We start from the raw sequence: 20,109 nt of genomic DNA, 5'->3' as shown, positions 1-20,109 counted from the left end.
GAAAGTCAATGTCTTAGATTTTCTGAAATTTTTCGAGCGGAGCGGATTATTTGGCCGCCGTTCCACTCTGGGGTGCCGTGGCCGGAGCGGCTTGTTGTTGGGCAGGCGTCTGCAGGCCAGCCCCCGGAACGGTTTTCGTTGCCGCAGCGTCGACATTGGCGCTGTTGATGGTAGTGCCAACGGGGTTTCGGTCGATCACAATGTAGGTAGAAAGCGTCAACACCATGATGGCAATGCCGAGGCCCCAGGTAATCTGTTCCAGCAAATCGGTGGTTTTTTTAACGCCCATCAATTGATTGGAGCCGAGGCCGCCAAATTCGCCGGACAAACCGCCCCCTTTTGAATTTTGAATGAGTACAACTAAAATCAGAAGTACGGTACAGATACAAATTAATACAATGATTGCCGTTAGCATTTCGATTTGCCCTTGCGGTTATTTAAGTAAGCGTATTGTTAAGTAAAAGGAGTCGTTTATTGATCTTTCGGCTTCTTCAGGGCCTCAATTTTCTCCGCAAAATAAACCTTTTTTTCCGGATTTTTCAACATAAGTTTCACGTAAATGTCGATTGCACGCTCTGATTTCCCCTGGCGGGCGAGAATCTGGGCGAAGGCTTCCGTTACGGGGGCTCCCGAATTAACCGGCATCCGCCGGGTCAGGTCTTCCTGATCGGCCTGCTCATTGGTGTGCATGCGCGGACGCTGGATCATGGGTTCCCGTTTGATGAAATCCTCGATGATTCGGAGTTGGCGGTGCCGTTCGGGGTCCGGTACTGAATCCGGTTTGGGGTCTTCGACAACCGCTTCCTGTTGCTCCAGCGTCGTTTGAAGAACATTCTCGGCAATGATTACCTCGTCGATCATCGGCAGGATTACGTCGATTGCCTCGGGGGAGCTTTCGACCTCGTCGGCCGGGCTTTCAACCACCGGCAGTTCGCCCACCGATTTGGCAAAATCAAAAATGGGATTGGCGAAAAACGTATGGGTTTGCTCCGCTTTCCGTTTAAACAGCTCGTAGCTTTCCTTCGTGTAATCGTCGGGAATGGGCACTTGCTTGAGCGACAATTCGTTCAGGCGACTCAACAGGTTTTCGGACCACTGAAATTCATTTTCGATCAGTTTTCGCAGCGCATTGCGGCTCAGGGCGTGGGCGGCAGCCTGCCGGACATACTCGATGGCGTGACTTTTTTGGTGCACCGAGGTGGCTTTGGCCGCCAGCAAATACAGCGACTGACAATAGGGGTAAGCAGTAATGGCCTCCTTTAATTGTTGTAAATCAGTGGGTAACAGTTCTTCGGGGTGAGTTACCCAGAAGGAAAAGGTTTCTTTGTCCAATTTGTTCATTGGATGGAAGGGTAGGGAGGTGGTGTCGCTTTGGTCAAATTTAACAAATTGAAACCGGGTTTCTACCAGTCTGCGGCTGTTTTATTGAAAATATCCAACACCAATTGATCCTGAATCTTGGGTACCAGCCGACTTTCGCTCTGGGTAAGCGTCTGGTTGGCCGGAAAATCCTGGTAAAAGGAAAAAGGCTGGTCAAAATTCTTTGTTTCGTCTTTCGAATTGGAAAACCGCACCTGAACGGTGACCTGCAAACGGTTCTGAGCCGCCTGGTCCGAAGCCGTTGCGGCCACGGGCAAAACGTCATAGCCGGTAATGGAACCTTCCAGCACAATGTCGCCATTGGACGGCACCACTTTCATGTTGGTATACCGCTGGTAGTATTCTTTCAGCTTCTCCGTAAACGTCAACGTCAAATTGGCCGGGCCACCAGCCGCCGAAGTCGTGAAGGTGTTGACGGTAATGGTTTTGATATTCGGGTCCAGCGTCGTGCCGGTAAACGAATACTTTCCGCAGGAAAGAGATAAAAGTGAAAAATTAAAAGTTAAAAATAATACCAATCCTCGGGAGAAATACTTCTTGTGGGTTGAATTGAGGAATCCGGACGTTTTATTTTTAATTTTTAACTTTTCACTTTTAACTATCTTAGTCTTCTTCATCAATTTGATATTGTTTAATTTTCCGGTATAACGTCCGTTCGGAAATGCCGAGTGCCTGGGCTGCGTATTTTCTTTTGTTATTATTTCGGCGTAAGGCTTTGACAATCATTTCCTTTTCTTTCTTCTCCAGCGACAGCGAATCGTCTTCTTCGGTTTCGTGGGGGATGTCTTCCACGGTCACATCATTGGTCGCATCGGTCTCGTCATACTCGTCCACATCGATCAGACTGGCGGGTGGAAGCAGACGGGGTAAGGCTGGCTCCGGTTCCGGTGTCAGCTCGCCCGACTGAAGCGTATCGAACAAATCCTTGTGGTTATTCAGGATTTCGTGGCCGTTCTTTTCGTTTTTCAACACGTCGAGCACCAGCCGTTTCAACTCGTTCATATCCCGGCGCATGTCGAACAGAACTTTATACAGCAGTTCGCGCTCGGAGAAATTGTTGTCGGAATGGCCACCCGGCAACACCATCGGCGACTGGGACGATTGCGACGAAACCGGCGGCAAATATTTCGCCAGGGTTTCGGCTTCAATAATTTTATTGTTTTCCGATTCGAGAATGGAAATTTGCTCGGCAAGGTTCTTAAGCTGGCGAATGTTCCCCGGAAACGGGTAACGGAGGAGCACCTGTTTGGCGGCTTCCGACAACTGAATGGGTTTGATGCGATACCGTTCGGCAAAATCCGTCGTGAATTTCCGGAACAGCAGCTCAATATCGTCACCCCGTTCGCGCAGGGGTGGCACGTAAATCGGGACGGTATTCAATCGGTAATACAAATCCTCCCGAAACTTGCCCTGCTCAACGGCCGCCAGCAGGTTGACGTTGGTGGCCGCAACGACCCGCACATCGGTTTTTTGCACTTTCGACGAACCCACGCGAATGAATTCACCGTTTTCGAGCACCCGCAACAGCCGGGCCTGGGTGCCCATCGGCATTTCGCCGATTTCATCCAGGAAAATGGTGCCGCCGTTGGTAGTTTCAAAATAGCCTTTCCGTTGATCGACGGCCCCCGTGAACGAGCCTTTTTCGTGACCGAACAGCTCCGAATCAATCGTGCCCTCGGGAATGGCTCCGCAGTTGATAGCAATAAACTGGCCGTGTTTGCGGCTGCTGAGGCTGTGAATAATCTTCGAAAAAGACTCTTTCCCGCTGCCGCTTTCGCCCGTGATCAGTACGGTCAAATCGGTCGCTGCGACCTGAATCCCCACGTTGATGGCGTAGTTCAGGGCCGGTGCGTTACCAATGATACCGAACCGCAGCTTAACCGACTGGATTTCTTTTACATTCATAAGTACTGGAAAAGGGGAACTCTTAAACCGTAACGCCCCGCAGCGTGGCCGCCGTGCAATCCGTTACCAACACGTTGACATACTGACCTTTCTGGAATTCTCCTTTCGGAAAAACCACCATTTTGTTGTGGTCATTCCGCCCGCAAAGGAAATCGTCGGAGCGTTTGGAAAACCCTTCGATCAACACGCGCTGAACTTGACCAATGTGCCGCTGGTTGCGTTCGAGCGACAGCTCCCGCTGCAGGGCAATGATCTCGTTCAACCGGCGGAGTTTGATGTCATACGGCACGTCATCGGCGTATTTTTTAGCCGCCGGGGTGCCGGGGCGTTCCGAGTAGGCAAACATGTAACCGTAGTCATACCGAACGTATTCCAGCAACGACAGCGTATCCTGGTGTTCTTCTTCCGTTTCGGAGCAAAAACCGGAAATCATGTCGTGGGAAATGCCGCAATCTTCGCCCAGAATGGCCCGGATCCGGTCGATTTTCTGCATGTACCAGGCGCGGTCATAGGTCCGGTTCATCAGCTTGAGAATCCGGTCGTTACCGCTCTGGGCGGGCAGGTGAATGTATTTGCAGATGTTGTCGTATTTCGCCATCGTGTACAGCACCTCGTCGGTGATGTCTTTCGGGTGCGAGGTCGAAAACCGGATGCGCAGGTCGGCATCGACGAGGGCTACGCGTTCGAGCAGTTGGGCGAAATTGACTTTTTCCAGACCGTCTTCCGAGGTCCATTTGTAACTGTCGACATTCTGTCCGAGCAAGGTAACCTCCTTGTAACCAGCCGCAGCCAGGTCGCGGGCTTCCCGAACGATGGAGTGCGCATCGCGGCTCCGTTCGCGGCCCCGGGTGTAGGGCACCACGCAGAAACTGCACATGTTGTCGCACCCCCGCATGATGGAGATAAACGCCGTTACGCCGTTGGAATTCAGGCGGATGGGTGAGATATCGGCGTAGGTTTCTTCGCGCGACAGGAAGACGTTGACGGCTTTCTGGCCCGATTCGGCTTCTTCCACCAGCTTCGGAATGTCGCGGTAGGCGTCCGGCCCGGCCACGATGTCCACCATCTTCTCTTCTTCCAGCAATTTGGCTTTCAGTCGTTCGGCCATGCAGCCCAACATGCCGACCAGCAACTCCGGTTTCCGTTTTTTCAGGATGTTCAGTTGCTTGAGCCGGTTGCGAACTTTCTGCTCGGCATTATCGCGGATGGCACAGGTATTCAGGAAAATCACATCGGCGTCGTCGGCGGAAGCTGTGGTGGCAAACCCCGCATTCCGCATCACCGAAGCGACGATTTCGCTGTCTGAAAAATTCATCTGGCAACCGTAGCTTTCAATATACAGCCGCTTCTTGCCCACGGCCAGTTCTTCTTCCAGCACCCGTGGTTCGTCTGCGCCCGTTTTATCCGCTTCCGTCAGTATGGCTAATGTCTCCGTAATGCGTTCCATAAGTTGTATTGTCATCGACTGGAAATCCCGTTCCCGTTTTAGCATTTCCAAAACACGTCATGGGAGTAACCGAAAACTCCTAAAATTGAGTTTCAAAGTTACGAAGATTTTGGGGAACTGTGACAGTTTGTCAGGTAAGGACTTTCGTTATTAAAACGGATACCCGATCCCGAAGTTGATAACGAGCGGGTTGGGGCCTTTGAACATTTTGTCGAACCGGAATTTGGGGAGAAAATACCGCTCGTCGACGAATTCGCCCGGCCTTTTTCCCTCAACGATGTACGCATTGGGGTCATTCGGGTTGGGGTTATAAATGAAATACCGGGCGGGATCGTACACTTTAATGGCCCCATCCAGCCGGATAATGAAGAAAGAAAAGTCGATCCGCAGCCCAACACCGGTTCCTACGGCAATTTGCTGGACGAAATTTCGAGACAGGTACTCGCTGGGAGATTTTCGAATCTGAAAGTTTTCGCCCAATCGACTGCCATTGTCACGTAGCGTCCAGACATTCCCGGCATCCACAAAGAATGCGCCGTTGATATCGCCCCCCAAATGAAACAAATGGGTTCGAAGTTCGGCCGAGGCTTCAATCAGAATATCACCCGGTTGCTCAAAATCGTAGCGAAACTGACCGGGCCTTTTTGGATTAAATTCTGGCACCAGAATATCGGAATCGGACGTGTAGGGAATGGAAGAACCCAGACCGAGTCGGCGGGGGAGCCAGGCCCGGATGCTGTTGCTACCCCCGGCGAAGAAAAGTTTTTCATACGGCGCGGTTTTATTCGCTCCATAGCCAAAGACAAGGCCGGTATTGAGCCGAAACGCCAGGGTGGTTTTGGAGCGTAGGGGAATATAATGCCGGAAATCGACATTGCCCCGCAAATACTTGTAATACTGCAAACCGGAGGTTGCTGTGGTATTGAAAAAACTTTCAAGTTGCTGATTATTGAAAAAGTTTAGGGTGGTGCCTCCCGATTCAAATGACAACCGAAGGAAATTAGCGCGACGGTTTTGCCCCAGAATATTTGTATTGTACGTATACGTAAAACCGATACTGGAAGAAAACGCACTCAAAAAGCTTTTTCGAATCGTACTTCCCAGGGAGTCCTGGGTGTTCAAATAATTCAGGAAAGCAAGCCCATCTTCTCCCGGCTTTATCGTCGCTTTTAAGTAGTTGATCTCGGCAACCGTAAAATTGTATTGATGCGTGTTGTTTTTAAGCCAGTTATAGGAAAGTGCGGTTCTTAAAAGCCGTCGTCCGTAATCAGGACGGCTGGTATAATTATAACCGAGGCTAACTTGTGTGCGGGGATTGAGCTGGCTAAAGATAAATCGGGCTTTTCCCGGAAAAAGGATATGAGGGAAAATCAAGGACGTGTTTAGCCCCAATTCCTGAGCAAAACCGATACCACTGCTGGTTAATGCGAAACCGGTCTGGGCTTCGAAACCGTATCGCAAAGCTGTTTCGAAGGTGCCCAGCCCGCCAAATATATTATGAACCCGGAACGAAGCTGTCCCGAAAGGCCCCGGATAACCCTGTCCCTGATACAAAACGAAAACCCCGCCTTCGCTGCTCAGTTCGTATTTATCGATGGGGACTAGGTTAAACCGCGTGCGCAGTCGCCGACCGGTCGTGTCTGTAAAGCTGATGTTGGCAAACCGGAACTGGTTCAGCAAAAACAACTGCCGCTGGGATTCCTGGTAATTTTTGAGACGATACAAACTGTCGGGGCGCAGGAAAATCCGGCTGTCGAGCAACCGGATGGCGTAGTTCTGTTTCCCCAGCAAAAACTTTAGTCCCCGGTACTGAACCGTATCGAGCGACGAGCGGTCTTCGGCCCGTGCCACGCGGACTTCCACTTCGCCGATGGTGTAAACCGGGTGTTGCGACTGTCCGGGCGGGTTGGCAATCCGGAGCCAGAGGTTCAGGTTGCGAAAGGCCGAGTCGGTGCTGAGGGTTCGGGACGAATCGACGTTGAGCGGCAACGGAATGTATTGCCGCGTGAAGCTGTAATACCCGTTGTTGCGCAACAGTTCTTCAATCCGGATGCGTTCGTTTTCGATTTTTTCGGCATTATAGCGTTCCCCGGATTTCAAAACCGAGCGGTTGAGCGTGGGCCGCACAATGGAATCGACCCGGGGGTCGGCAATCTGGTACGTAATCTGGTTGAGGTGAAACGGAACGTTTTCGACGATGTTGTAAGTCACCCGCACCCGGCGTCCGAGCGTTTTACTGCTATCGACCGAATACGACGCTTTGCCCAGAAAAAAACCGTTGTTGAACAAAAACCGCTGCATTTTTTGTGCGTTCTCTTTGGCCTCCGTTTCAACAAAATAGGCGGGCGGTTCACCCAGCGAACGCATCACCCAGTTGCCTTCTTCGGCTCGCCGGCGCAGGCGCGTGAGCTGACGGTTGTAGCGTCGTTCCTGTTTCCGGTACGATTTGGTGGAATCCGGTTTTTCGGTAAACTGATCATATTCTTTGCGTTTGGCTTCGAGCTCACGCTGGGCGGCTTCCGGGTCGTAGGTGCGTGATCCCAGACGGTAGAACCAGAGCGCGGGGGTAATGGGCAGCCGCAGAATCCGGCGGTTGGGTTTCTGCGGAATCAGGGCTTCAAAGTCGGAACTGGGCAGGGTTCGGTTTCCCCGGACGGTCTGACTGAAGAGCAGGTACTGGTTTTTTTGTAAATTTTCCGAACTTACACAGCCCGAAAGGGAAACGCCCAAAACCAGGCAAAAAACTAAAAAATAGACAGTCCGAATGGCAAATTGCGGCTTACGGCTCAGCAGGCGTTTTCCAAATTCGTCATTCGTACCCTTTACTTCGTAATTTCTTCCCATGATTTCCAAATCGCTCAACAAATATATTCAGTCACTGCATCAGAAAAAATACCGGCAGGAGCTGGCAGCCTTTTTGGTCGAGGGTGCCATCAATGTCCTGGAACTGTGTGCGTCGGATTATCAGATTGAAGTGATGCTGGTCACGGAGCCCTTTTACAAAGAAAACGCGCTGCTGTTGGATAAACAACGGGTTCGGCTGGAAATGGTTTCGGCCGACGACCTCAAGCGCGTGGGCTCGCTGGTGGTCAACGACAGTGCGCTGGCCGTGGTCAAAACGAAAGAAAACCGGTTTTTAGTGGCCGATCTTGACGAATATGTGCTGGTTCTGGACGACATCCGCGACCCCGGCAACCTGGGAACTATTCTCCGCATTGCCGACTGGTACGGAATTCGTAAATTGATCTGTTCGCTTTCAACCGCCGATGTCTATAACCCTAAAGTGATCTCGGCCAGCAAAGGCTCTTTTACGCGGGTAGCCTGGTATTACTGCGATTTGAAAACGTATCTGGCCGAACAGGCACAGGGTCCGGTCTACGGCGCGTTTCTGGATGGAGCTTCGGTTCATTCGCTCGACTTCGGAACGGCGGGGTATCTGGTGATGGGAAATGAAGCGAACGGGATCAGTGCGGAGGTGGAGGAGCTTGTCAGTCAGCGGATTACGATTCCCCGCTACGGAGAGGCTGAATCCCTGAATGTCGGCATTGCCACGGCCATTATCTGTGATAATCTCAGGCGGGTGGAAACTGGTCGGAAGAGCGTAAAATAAAAGTAGCCCTGTTCAACGCAAGGCTACTTTTACTGCTTTCTTAACCTAAACTAAATGTACATATTGTTTACAAAAATACGACCGAAGACTTGCACGACATTTACCCCAATATGGGGGATTTATTCAAAAGAGGATATGGCGTAAATTTGTGAAACTGGGGGATTTTCTCCCCCAAACCCGATGAGAACACTTATAGGCATCCTATTCCTCTGCGTCAGTTGGGTGACCGCGTTCACCCAGGCGGTTAAAAGTTTGCCGTCGGGAAATTCCTTCGAATCGCGGGGACCGGTGATGCAGTTTCTGGATCAGATTTCGGTCGATAATGGCCTGTCCCAAAGCGAGGTGTATTGTGTGTTAAAAGACAGCCGCGGTTACGTCTGGTTCGGGACGCAGGATGGCTTAAACCGCTACGACGGTTACCAGATCACCCACTACAAACACAATCCGTTCGATAGCAGCTCGGTTTCACACGACCAGATCATGTCGCTGTATGAGGACGCCCGCGGAAAAATCTGGGTCGGCACCGTCAACGGCCTGAATCAATACGATCCGGTTACCGGAAAATTCCGACGGTTTTGGGATTTGCTGGAACCCAAACAACGGCGCTACGGCCTGACAACCATCAACGCCATCACCGCCGACCGTTTCGGAACCCTGTGGCTGGCTACCAGTTGGGGGCTCAAACGGATGGTTTTCAAAAATACGACGCAATACGAGGTCGTTCAATACACCATCGAAAACGAGGACGACCGACGCGCCCAGATGGTGAATGCCCTGCTGGTCGACCGGAGTGGCCTGCTGTGGGCAGGAACCGCGAGCGGTCTGGCGCAGTTGCCCATCACCCCGCCGAACCTGAAGCCATCCCGACCGTTGCCCGTTAAACTCGTGGCCTGCACCTCCGGACTGCCGTATCAACTCCCCGATGCCTGGGTGAAAACCTTGACCCTGGATACGTTCGGGACGATTTGGGTGGGAACGCCCGGTGGCATCGCTCGCATCAATCCGGGATTGAAGCAGTCGGAAATGTACCCGGAAATTGGCGAACGAATGGGTGATAGCCCCATCACCTCAATCCACATCGACCGCTACAACGTGCTGTGGATCGGAACCCCCCAGCACGGGATCTACCGCTTTAAAATAGCCAGCGATCAGCACATTCGCTACATCAACAGCATTCAGGAGGATTTATTTGGCAAAAAAGGACTGAAAACCGGCGCCATTAACGTGGTTTACGAAGGCCCGGCACCGCTGGAAGACATCGTCTGGATCGGCACACACGACGCGGGCGTGCAGCTCTACAGCCGGTCTAAAAACAGCTTTCGGCAGTGGCCCACAATCACCAACCGGCAGCAGTCGTCGGCAGCCGGGCTGGTGTTTGCCGTCACGACGGATCATGCCGGGAAACTCTGGATCGGTACGCACGAAGGGCTGATCCAGGTGGATCGGCTGACATCGGCCGTTCAGCGGTTTCGGGCCAATCCGGCTGATCCGTACGCCCTCGCCAGCGACCGGATTCAGTGTTTGCACGAAGACCGCCGGGAGAATTTGTGGATCGGCACCACGGAAGGACTGTATCGGTATGACCGGCAGAAAAACCGGTTCGAGCGTCGTTTGGCGGGAATGGGAAAGGAGATGGGTTCGCGGAGCAGCGAAAAAGGCGATGGGGTTCTGAGTCTGTACGAAGACAAAAAAGGCAATCTCTGGGTGGGTGGCTATTCCAGTTTACGGCGGATTGATGCCCAAACCGGGCAGGTGACGACGTATCGCCATGATCCGAAAGACCCGAACAGTTTGCGGGCGCTGATCGTCTACGCCGTGCAGGAAGACCGGAACGGAATGATTTGGGTGGGAACGGGATTCGGGCTGAATAAACTGAATCCGGCAACCGGGAAAATCACCCATTATCAAAACAACTCCAAAGACCCCAACAGCCTGATTGGCGAACAGGTGCTGGGGTTCCTGCGCGACAGCAAAGAGCGGTTCTGGATTTGCAGCAACAAAGGGTTTAGTAAAATGGTGTACGGCGAGAAGGGCGAGGAGAAGTTTATTCACTACACCGAACGCAACGGACTGCCGAATGAGCTGGTTTACGGTGCGCTGGAAGATGCCCGGGGGCGCATCTGGATGAGTACGAATCTGGGGCTGTCGTGTTTCGATCCGCAGACCGAGAAGTTTGAAAACTACGATATCAACGACGGGCTGACCATCAACGAGTTTAATATGAATGCCTACCACCAGGCCGCAGACGGGGAACTGTTTTTTGGCGGTATTGGCTCCCTGGTCAGCTTTCTGCCGACGCGCATGGTGAAAAACCGGCACTTGCCCCGCACGGTGCTGACCTCGTTTCAGAAGTTTGAAAAACCGGTGAATGTCGATAGCGTGCTGGCCAGGAAGGGGCGGATCGAGATCCGGCCGGGCGAGAATTTCTTTTCGTTTTCATTTGCCGCCTTGGATTATACCAACTCGCATAAAAACCAGTATGCGTATATGCTGGAAGGTTTCCACGACGGCTGGATTGAAAGCGGGGTGCGCCGGTACGTGAGTTTTACGAACTTGAAACCCGGTGATTATGTGCTGAAAGTGCGGGGTTCCAACAGCGACGGCGTCTGGAGCGATGCCAATATGCTGCGAATTCCGATCACGGTTTTGCCGCCTTTCTGGCAAACGTGGTGGTTTCTGGCGATTCTTGTCACCGTGATCGGCGGAGCGGTCTGGCTGGTGTACAATTACCGGGTCAAAGTGAAAGTGAAACACCTGCTCGAACTGGAACGGGTGACCCTGGCCGAGAACGAGCGCGTGCGGAAAATGGCCGCCCAGGATCTGCACGACGAATTTGGCAACACGATCACCCGGATTTCGATGCTCACCGAAATCATCAAAAGCAAACTGAATGGCCACGGCGCGGAGATTTCGCCCCTGCTGACCAAAATCAGCGACAACAGCAACCGGCTGTATCAGGGTACCAAGGATTTCATTTGGGCGATCAACCCCGAACACGACAATTTTCTGGAAATTGCCATCCGGCTGAAAGATTTTGGGGATGACGTTTTCGACCGGAGTCAGATCACGTTCGAGGCCATTGGCATCACCGACGATCTGCGGAAGGCCATTTTGCCGGTTGGCACAAGCCGCCACCTGATTTTTCTGTTTAAAGAAGCCATGAGCAACACCCTCAAACATTCCCACGCTACGGTTTCGCAGATTCACTTTGCGATGCTGCACCGGCGGATCGAAGTGTTGTGGAAAGACAACGGAATCGGTATTCAGGAAAATAACAAGGCCAAAACGGGCAACGGATTGTATAATATCCGCAGCCGGGCCGAAAAAATTGGCGGAAAAGTAGATATTCAGTCCGAAACCATGGAAGGGACCACGGTTATTTTCAGAATGGACATCCCGCACATTGGGTGAAAGCCCAATCCCCCGCTTCATCAACTTCCTTTCGTAAAGACAATTGCCCCGTTGGTGTAATAACGGTGGAACATGCCCTAAAAAAGTAGTTATTTACCTTGCAAACTCTAATGAACACACTATGAATGGAACTCAACTGTTACGCAGTCCGCAAACGATCGGAATTTGCATTGTGGAGGATGACAATCTGATTCGCGACGGGTTCGCCTTGCTCATCAACAGTACGTACGGTTTTAAGATCATCAATACGTATTATCGTTGCGAGGATGCCTTAAAAAACATTCATTCCGACTCGCCGGATGTGGTTTTGATGGACATCGAACTGCCGGGCATGAACGGAATCGAGGGGATTGCCAGAATCAAGAAACTTCGCCCCAAAACCAACATCATCGTGGTAACGGTTTACGAAAATGATGAACTGGTGTTTAAGGCTTTGTGTGCCGGAGCGGGCGGTTATTTGACCAAAAACATGCAGCCGACGCGCCTGCTGGAAGCCATTCGGGACATTCAGGAGGGGGGCGCACCGATGAGCACCAACATTGCGCGGATGGTGGTGGCGTCGTTTCAGAAAAACCGCAATTCGCCCCTGACGGCCCGCGAAACCGAGGTGCTGGAATTGCTGTCGAAAGGCAAAAGTTATACCACCATCGCCGAGCAACTGTTTGTTGACAAAGAGACCATCCGGACGCACATCAAGAACATTTACTGGAAACTGGAAGTCCATTCCAAAGCCGAAGCCATCGAGAAAGCGATCAAAGAAAGGCTGATTTAGGCGGTAAAATCCCCTCTTATGGGGTAGAGTGCCGCCCAGCCCTTGCTGTACTTTTGTGATGTTGATGCGTGGGCAGGGCCAATGCAATGTGCGTTTCGACAAAGTTTGAAGTCAGGTTCCGAGCCTTCTGAACCTACTCTATGAGATGAACGTAAACAGAAAAACCAGCCGAATCGGCTGGTTTTTTTTGTTTAAAAATCACCCTTCCTGCGGGATTTCCAGACTGGTTAGGTTCGTGACCTTTGTGAAAGACACTAATCAGCAAACCAATGAAAATACTGCTACGAGCGATCGTACTGGTGCTCTTATGCTACCAGTATGGGCTTTCCCAATCAAAAACCGTTTCCGGAACCATCCGGAGTGCGTCCGACAAATTGCCGATGCCCGGGGTGACCATCGGCATCAAAGGAACCACCCAGGGGGCCACCAGCGACGGAACCGGTGCCTTCCGAATCAGCGGTATCCCGGACAATGCCACGCTGGTGTTTTCGTTCATCGGCTACAAAACGCAGGAGATCGGCGTTGGAAACCGGACAAACTTCGACATTGTGCTGGAAGAAAGTGCGGCCATTCTGAACGAGGTGGTGGTGACGGCGTCAGCCATCGAGCGCGAGAAAAAGACGCTGGGCTACGCGGTGACCAACGTAAAAGGGGAGGACCTGATCCGGGCCAATGAGTCGAACATGCTGCGGTCATTGCAGGGCCGGGTGCCGGGGGTTCAGATTTCGAGCGCGTCGGGAGCTGCCGGGGGGGCCACGCGCGTGGTGATTCGCGGGGCGCAATCCTTCAACGGCAACAACCAGCCGCTGTATGTTGTCGATGGAATTATTGTCAGCAACAACAACACCACTACGGCCATCATCAACGGAAACGGAACGCTGTCGGCGGCCGGAACCGGTGGCGACCTCAACAACGGCGTGGACATTACCAACCGTGCGGCCGACATCGACCCCAACAACATCGAGTCGGTTTCGATTCTGAAAGGCCCGGCTGCTGCTGCACTCTACGGTTCGCAGGCGGCTTCGGGGGTGATCATCATTACGACCAAAAACCGCAGCAAGGCCGTCACCGACAAACCCCAGATCAGCCTGAACAGCTCGGTCAATTTTGAAAATCCGCTGCGTTTACCCGATTACCAGAACACCTTTGCAGCCGGTTTCGACGGGGTTTATGACCTCAACGATGCCGGAAATGTGAGCTGGGGACCGAAAATTCGGGGCCAGAAAGTGGCCGACTGGCGTACCTACGGTTTGTATGCCCTCGGGCAACTGGACAATCCGGATTCGATTCCGCTGGTGGCCAGGCCCAACAACGTCCGCAATTTTTTCGATACCGGGGTGACGCTCAACAATTCGTTTTCGGTGCGGAACAACAACGGAACGTCCAATTACATTCTGACGGTTTCGGATGTCAACACCAAATCCATGATTCCCAACACGAACTACCACCGGACGGCGGTGAACGTGGGGGCTGGAACCAAGTTTTTCAACAACAAGGTGTCAACCAATCTGTCGGCCACCTTCACCCGTTCCGGTGGTGACCGGGGGGTGCAGGGTCAGGGCCGGTCGAACATCCTGCAAACGATTTACAACACGCCCCGCGACATTGAAATTACGGATCAGAAAGATTTTAACGATCCGCGCTACAACCTGGAAGGCTATTACCTGGCTGGATTTCGAAACAATCCGTACTGGCTTCTGGAGAATAACCTGCTGAAAGACAAGGTGAACCGGTTTTTTGGAAATGCCCAGATTAGTTACGACCCGGTGCCCTGGCTGAATTTGATGTACCGGATCGGAACTGATATGTACTCGGATTTGCGGACGCAGCGGTTTGCGCAGGGTACCATTGCCACGGTTGGCGGCCGTTTCGTAGAAGACAATACGAACTTCCAGAGTCTGCTCTCGGACTTTATCGTTACGGCCAACCGGGATCTGAGCCCCAACCTGAATCTGAAAGTGATCCTTGGCCATAACCTGCAGGATTACAACTCGTCGCGGGGCGTTTACGATGGTCAGCCGCTGATTGTTCCGGGTTTCTACGACCTCAGCAATGCCAGCACGATTGTCACCACGCGGGTCGATAGCCGTACGCGGCTGTACGGGATCTATGGCGATGTGCAGTTGGCCTACAAGGACTACCTGTTTGTGGATGTAACCGGGCGGAATGATTATTCCTCGACGTTGCCGAAGAAAAACCGGTCGTTTTTCTATCCGGGTGCCAGCGTGAGCTTTATTCCCACCTCGGCTTTTCTGGATTTGAGAAACAATGCGTTGAGTTACATGAAACTCCGGGCCAACATCGCCCAGGTAGGGAAGGTGGCCAACGCCTACCAGATCAACCCGGTATTTACACGAACGGCGACCACCGACGGGTTTCAGGCAGCGTATCAGTTTCCGCTCAATGGCATTGCGGGCTTCTCGGTCGGCAACATCCGGGGCAATCCGGATTTGCGCTCGGAGCTGACCACTTCCTGGGAGATTGGGACCGAAATTCTGTTCTTCAACAACCGGCTGGGTGTCGATTTTACGTATTACAACTCCAAAAGCGAGCAGCAGATTGTGAATGTGCCCATTTCGAGTACGTCCGGTTTTCTGGCGCAAACGCTGAACGCCGGAGCAATGACCAACAAGGGCATCGAGTTGCTGCTGACGGGAACACCCGTGAAATCGCCCTCCGGGTTTCGCTGGGATGTTTCACTGAACTTTACCCGCAACCGCAACAAAGTCACCGAGTTGTATAATCCGCTGGCGCCGGTTGGCCTGGGTGGTTTGTCTTCGCCGAGTTTGCAGGCCCGGTTGGGAGAACCGTACGGGGCGTTTTTTGGTAGCAAAATGCTGCGCGATCCCGAAGGTCGCGTGGTCGTTAATGCAACCACCGGCCGACCGCTCACCGACCCGGTTTTGCAGGTGCTGGGCAACATTCAACCCGATTTTTCAGCCGGTCTGAGCAACACGGTCTCCTTTAAAGGGCTGGCTTTCAATGTGCTGGTGGATACGCGTCAGGGTGGTAAATTCTTCTCCCAAACCGCAAACCTGGGTCGGTTTGCCGGTTATACCAAAGAAACGACCTACAACGACCGCGAACCGTTCGTCTATCCAAACTCGGTGATTCAGAACCAGGACGGCACCTTTACGCCCAACACGACCGTCAAAACGAACGGCGGATACGAGTACTGGTCGACGGTGTCGAACTTCGGCGAAAATACGCTGTTCGATGCCTCGTTTGTGAAACTGCGCGAAATGAGCCTGAGCTACGCCCTGCCAAAATCGCTGATTGGCAAGACGCCGTTCTCCACGATTCAGGTATCGTTGATTGGCCGGAACCTGATGTTGTGGACCCCCAAATCACAACCCAACGTCGATCCGGAAGTAAGTTCGTTCGGCACCGGCAACAGCCAGGGTTACGAATACCTGGCCTATCCGTCGACCCGGAGCTACGGGGCCAGTCTGAAAATTGTGTTATAACCGATTCCTGATTTTTCAATTCTATGAAACGGATCCTCTTAAAAGCGGTTTTGCTGTCCCTGTTTGTCGGACTGAACACCGCCTGTGAAAAAGATTATTTAGACATCAATACCGATCCCAACAACCCCTCCGAAGCGGACATCAACCTGGCGTTACCGGCGGGTCAGGCGCAGGTGGCCTTTATTGTGGGCGGGCAACTCAACATCCTCGGCGGTATTCTGTCGCAGTACTGGTCGATCCCGAGAGGGGGTAATCAGTTTCGGACCTGGGACCAGTACAACATCACTTCCTCCACACTCGACGGGCAGGGTGGGCAATTTGCCAATTTCTACGCGGGGGCTTTGCAGGATTTTCAGTACGTCATCAACCAGGGTAGTCAGCAGAACGAGTGGCGCATGGTGGGGATTTCGAAAATCATGAAGGCCTACGGCTTCGGTGTGCTGACGGATTTGTACGGGGACATTCCGTTTTCGGAAGCCCTCGATGCCGACAAAACCATTATTCCCAAATACGATGCTCAAAAGGATATTTACGCCGGTTTACAAACGCTGCTGGATGAGGCCAAAACTGACATAGCGAAGCGGCAGGGGCGCTTTCCGGGAACGGCGGACATGCTATACCAGGCTGGGAACGAGGCCGGGATGGATCGGTGGGTGCGGTTGGCCAACACGCTGAAACTAAAGTTTTACCTGCGGATGAGTCAGGTGGACCCGACGGCGGCCCGAACCGGCGTTCAGGCCCTGTATGCTGCCAGCGGAACGGCTTTGATGCGGACCGGCGAAAGCCTGCAACTCGTGAACGGAACCGTGACGAATTCGGAAAATCCGCTCTGGCAGGCCAATTTCCGTTCGCCCAATAACCTGACGGCCAGCACGACCATTGGCAACCTGATGCAACCGAACAACGATCCCCGGATGCCGGTCTTTTTTCTGGATGCCGATTTGCGGACGCCCGAAATCGAGTACGTGTTTACACCCAACGGCACGACCTCGACCAATACGGCGGTCCTCAGTTCGTATCCGGGTAAGTATTTTATCGGACAACGGTTTCTCAACGGAGCGATCAACGGAACCGCAGCCACCAGTGGGGTAACGACGTCGGACGACAATGCGGCCAAGGCGCGACCGGTGGTTTTTTTGGCCTACGAAGAAAGCCTGCTGCTGCGGGCCGAAGCCATTGCCAGAGGCTGGGCCGGGACCACTGCCGATGATCCAGCCAAGCTCTACAACGAAGCCATCACCGCGTCGATGACCCGGTTTGGGGTTCAGGTCGGTGATTACCTGACGAAACCGGGTGTCGATTATACCAAACAAACCGATAAAATCAAGGCGATCCTTACCCAAAAATATTTGGCCTTGTACGGTTTGAATGGGGTAGAAGCCTGGGTGGAACAACGCCGGACCGGTTTCCCGGCACCGACCCTGCCGGTGGTGAACCTGACCGGAAACCGATTTATGAAAAGGCTGCCGTACGTCGATTCGGAACTCCAGCGAAATCCGAGTATTGCGACTACCGGCATTGCGCCCGGCGACGTGCTCACCCCCGTTTGGTGGGATGTCGATTGAGCCGTATCCGTATTTTTGGTGCATAGGGAACGAAAATTATACGAACAAAAACCAGCCGATTGGGCTGGTTTTTTCTTTATCCGCTCTTTCGACCACTCATCACACTTTCAGCGCATCTGCTTAAAATCACCTCATTTGCGGTAGGTGTGGCAGGAGCGATTCGGGTACTTTTAGACCATTGAAAGTTTGCCGGAAATGAATCATTGGTACCTAAAAAACAACAAATACTATGAATCGCATCCTGAAAGCAGCCGCTCTGGTTCTGATCCTGAGTGCTCCGGTTTTAGCCGGAACTGTGTCGCCAACACCGATTCCCGGCGACGACAAAGAAACCGGGTCAGTCTCGACTGCGCCGAACGTAACCCGGACCAAATCCATGGGGGTTGCCATTTACCGGTCCATCAATACCGCCAAGATGAATCTGATGATCGAAAACTACATTGAAGTCCCGATCCAGGTCACGTTGCGGAATGAGGACCAGGAAGTGCTTCACGCCGAGAAAGTGGGGAAGCGGCTGAAAAAATACTGGCGGAAATTTGACATGGAGACGATGAAAGACGGATTGTATACCTTCGAAGTGAGCGATGGGTTCACCAAAATCACGAAGGCTTTCCGACTTGAAACGCAAAAAGTGGAGGTAAAGCAACCCGCCCGGTTTGTGTCCCTGCTGAATGAATGATCGGTTTGGCCGTCCTAATTAATCCCCCGCTAACGGAGGTAACGCGCGTAAAAGAAGGCCGCTCTTTTACGTCGTTCTTCGCAGCGGGGGATTTTTTAATTGAAGAATTATTTCGCGGAGTTTCGCGGAGAAAAAACTCCGCGAAATAACTCTTTTTCTTTACTCCGCTGGTTCCAGATTGATCAGATCCAGCACAATTTTCCACTGTCCCTGACTGTCTTTTTTCCAGATTCGGAGGTAATTGCCACTCTGTTTAACGGCTTTGCCGGCTATCGTTGCCATCACCTGCGAATTTCCGTACACATATCCCAAATCACCCGATTCGGCTACGGAGGCATTCAGCGGTAAGAAACCCATAGTGACGGGCTGTTTTAGAAGCGAGTCGATTGCGGTGCGTTCCACGTACGGTTGCTGGTTCATCCGGTACAGTCGGGCCTGGGGGGCGAGGTATTGCTTGTAGGTTGCGGCTGCTCCGATTTTTTCCAGCACCTTACTAAATTGCGTATCGAAAGCCAGCAGGGCTTCCCGGTTTTTGGCCGTGTCCGGGCTCGTCACGCTGCGAATACCGGTGGCCGCCCGAATGGTGTTAACGGGTGGAGAATCTGGAGCCGGGTGCGTTATGCCGATGTCCAGGGCAATCCGCCAGGTATTATCGTTCTGTTTTTCCCAAAGGGTAACATAATGGCCATAACCCGTTGGCTTGTCCGCCAGGGTTTTCGGCCGGGATTCCCAGGGTCCGGTCGTGTACCCCAGATCGCCCGAGGCCGACACGTCAGCGGCAATGGGTTGCCAGGTCAGCTTTCCGGAGTTTTCGGGGCCTTTTTCAAACAATTCCCGCCCGTTGGTCACTTTGCCCTTGGTAAACAGAATACCGTCCGGAGCCAGATAGGATAAAAAGGCCGCTTTGGTCGTGCTGTCTCTGGATTGCTGGGCAAATTTCTTTTCCGTGTTGACCAGGGTCAGCAACGGACTCTGCGCCAGGGACAAACCGGCCACCGACAGGAGTGAGATTGACAGGAAAAACGTTTTCATACTACATAAACGAACTCATGCTCGATTCGTTTGCCAATTCTTTGGCGTGTTCTTTTCCGAGGTAGTTATCAATCAGAAAATGAGCGACATAGAGAACCGGCGTTAGCACGACGGCAATAAAAAACTTATAGATGTAGTTGACAATAGCCACGGCTACCACCTGTGAAAACGACCAGTTACCGAAAATATAGAAGGCGATGGTCAGCACGACGAAGCTGTCGATCAACTGCGAAACGAGCGTCGAACCGGTGGCGCGGAGCCAGATTTTGCGACTACCGGTTATTCGTTTCAGCGACTGAAAAACCGTGGCATCCAGCAATTGTCCCACCATGAAGGCCGTAATCGAACCGATGATGATGCCGAGTCCCTGCCGGAAAATCATGGCAAACGCGTTGTTGATGTTTACCGGATTCCCGACAGCATCGGTTTTGTTGACGTCGAGCCAGAACTGCGCCGGTGGAAGCGTGGTGACGAAGTAGATAATTAAAAAACTGTAGGCGATAAAACCGGCTGTAATGTAGGAGATTTGTTTGACGCCTTTGATCCCGTAGTATTCGTTGATGATGTCGGACGTTATAAACACAAAAGGCCAGATCACGACGCCCGCCGTCAGGTTAAAATCCAGCACAAAATCGCCGAGCAGGTGCAACTGCGCCGGAGGGACGCCCAACAGAGTTTCGGCGGAGAAGATTTTAACTCCAATAATTTCGGCAATGATCGCATTGGTTAAGAAAACCGCACTGAGAAAAATGTAGAGGTTGGTTTTTTTGCTGGTAAAAGAGGCCATCAGGGAGTTAAAAGTTAGGAGTGAAGAGTGAAAGCAATGACAAGATATAACGCA

The 20,109-nt window shown here is 52.4% G+C and carries 14 protein-coding genes; 6 read left to right on the top strand and 8 right to left on the bottom strand.

What is annotated here, in order from left to right:
- Window positions 1-46: 46 nt before the first annotated feature.
- The 6 genes from secG to tamL form a co-directional block, all read right to left on the bottom strand.
- Window positions 47-415: a preprotein translocase subunit SecG gene (gene secG / locus F0P93_RS29270; RefSeq protein ID WP_150881350.1), complete on the bottom strand. Its 369-nt coding sequence runs from the start codon at window positions 413-415 to the stop codon at window positions 47-49.
- 56 nt (window positions 416-471) lie between these two features.
- Window positions 472-1,341, bottom strand: coding sequence for a DUF8458 domain-containing protein (locus tag F0P93_RS29265; protein ID WP_150881349.1), 870 nt, complete (start codon window positions 1,339-1,341; stop codon window positions 472-474).
- A 62-nt stretch (window positions 1,342-1,403) separates the two neighbouring features.
- On the bottom strand, window positions 1,404-1,898 hold the full coding sequence (locus tag F0P93_RS29260; protein WP_225309698.1) for an LptE family protein: 495 nt from the start codon (window positions 1,896-1,898) through the stop codon (window positions 1,404-1,406).
- Between the two features lie 85 nt (window positions 1,899-1,983).
- On the bottom strand, window positions 1,984-3,285 hold the full coding sequence (locus tag F0P93_RS29255; protein ID WP_150881347.1) for a sigma-54 interaction domain-containing protein: 1,302 nt from the start codon (window positions 3,283-3,285) through the stop codon (window positions 1,984-1,986).
- A 22-nt stretch (window positions 3,286-3,307) separates the two neighbouring features.
- Window positions 3,308-4,732, bottom strand: a complete 1,425-nt coding sequence (miaB, locus tag F0P93_RS29250; protein WP_138994073.1) for a tRNA (N6-isopentenyl adenosine(37)-C2)-methylthiotransferase MiaB — start codon at window positions 4,730-4,732, stop codon at window positions 3,308-3,310.
- A 150-nt stretch (window positions 4,733-4,882) separates the two neighbouring features.
- Window positions 4,883-7,576 carry a translocation and assembly module lipoprotein TamL gene (gene tamL / locus F0P93_RS29245; RefSeq protein WP_150881346.1) on the bottom strand — a complete coding sequence of 898 codons (2,694 nt, stop codon included), beginning with the start codon at window positions 7,574-7,576 and terminating at the stop codon, window positions 4,883-4,885.
- Here tamL and F0P93_RS29240 point away from each other — a divergent pair.
- The 6 genes from F0P93_RS29240 to F0P93_RS29215 all read left to right on the top strand — a co-directional run bounded on the left by F0P93_RS29240 (window position 7,575) and on the right by F0P93_RS29215 (window position 18,236).
- Complete coding sequence (locus F0P93_RS29240) at window positions 7,575-8,342, top strand: RNA methyltransferase (RefSeq protein WP_150881345.1); 768 nt, start codon at window positions 7,575-7,577, stop codon at window positions 8,340-8,342. The genes tamL and F0P93_RS29240 overlap by 2 nt on opposite strands.
- A 180-nt stretch (window positions 8,343-8,522) precedes the next feature.
- A complete protein-coding gene (locus F0P93_RS29235; protein ID WP_150881344.1) occupies window positions 8,523-11,753 on the top strand; it encodes a ligand-binding sensor domain-containing protein in 3,231 nt (1,076 codons plus the stop codon).
- Between the two features lie 121 nt (window positions 11,754-11,874).
- Window positions 11,875-12,525 carry a response regulator gene (locus F0P93_RS29230; protein ID WP_114409795.1) on the top strand — a complete coding sequence of 217 codons (651 nt, stop codon included), beginning with the start codon at window positions 11,875-11,877 and terminating at the stop codon, window positions 12,523-12,525.
- A 269-nt stretch (window positions 12,526-12,794) separates the two neighbouring features.
- The gene (locus F0P93_RS29225) at window positions 12,795-15,992 is read left to right on the top strand and encodes a SusC/RagA family TonB-linked outer membrane protein (RefSeq protein WP_150881343.1); all 3,198 of its coding nucleotides are present in this window, start codon (window positions 12,795-12,797) and stop codon (window positions 15,990-15,992) included.
- A 23-nt stretch (window positions 15,993-16,015) separates the two neighbouring features.
- On the top strand, window positions 16,016-17,557 hold the full coding sequence (locus tag F0P93_RS29220; RefSeq protein ID WP_150881342.1) for a SusD/RagB family nutrient-binding outer membrane lipoprotein: 1,542 nt from the start codon (window positions 16,016-16,018) through the stop codon (window positions 17,555-17,557).
- A gap of 229 nt (window positions 17,558-17,786) precedes the next feature.
- Window positions 17,787-18,236 carry a hypothetical protein gene (locus F0P93_RS29215; protein WP_150881341.1) on the top strand — a complete coding sequence of 150 codons (450 nt, stop codon included), beginning with the start codon at window positions 17,787-17,789 and terminating at the stop codon, window positions 18,234-18,236.
- Window positions 18,237-18,395: 159 nt separating this feature from the next.
- Here F0P93_RS29215 and F0P93_RS29210 read toward each other — a convergent pair whose 3' ends face one another.
- Together F0P93_RS29210 and F0P93_RS29205 are read right to left on the bottom strand one after the other, a co-directional pair.
- Complete coding sequence (locus F0P93_RS29210) at window positions 18,396-19,268, bottom strand: YybH family protein (protein WP_150881340.1); 873 nt, start codon at window positions 19,266-19,268, stop codon at window positions 18,396-18,398.
- Between the two features lies 1 nt (window position 19,269).
- On the bottom strand, window positions 19,270-20,055 hold the full coding sequence (locus tag F0P93_RS29205; RefSeq protein ID WP_191908952.1) for a queuosine precursor transporter: 786 nt from the start codon (window positions 20,053-20,055) through the stop codon (window positions 19,270-19,272).
- Window positions 20,056-20,109 lie beyond the last annotated feature (54 nt).

The sequence above is a fragment of the Larkinella humicola genome, assembly GCF_008727875.1.
In the GTDB taxonomy this organism is placed as follows: domain Bacteria; phylum Bacteroidota; class Bacteroidia; order Cytophagales; family Spirosomataceae; genus Larkinella; species Larkinella humicola.
This window is presented reverse-complemented; position numbering and strand designations above follow the sequence as displayed.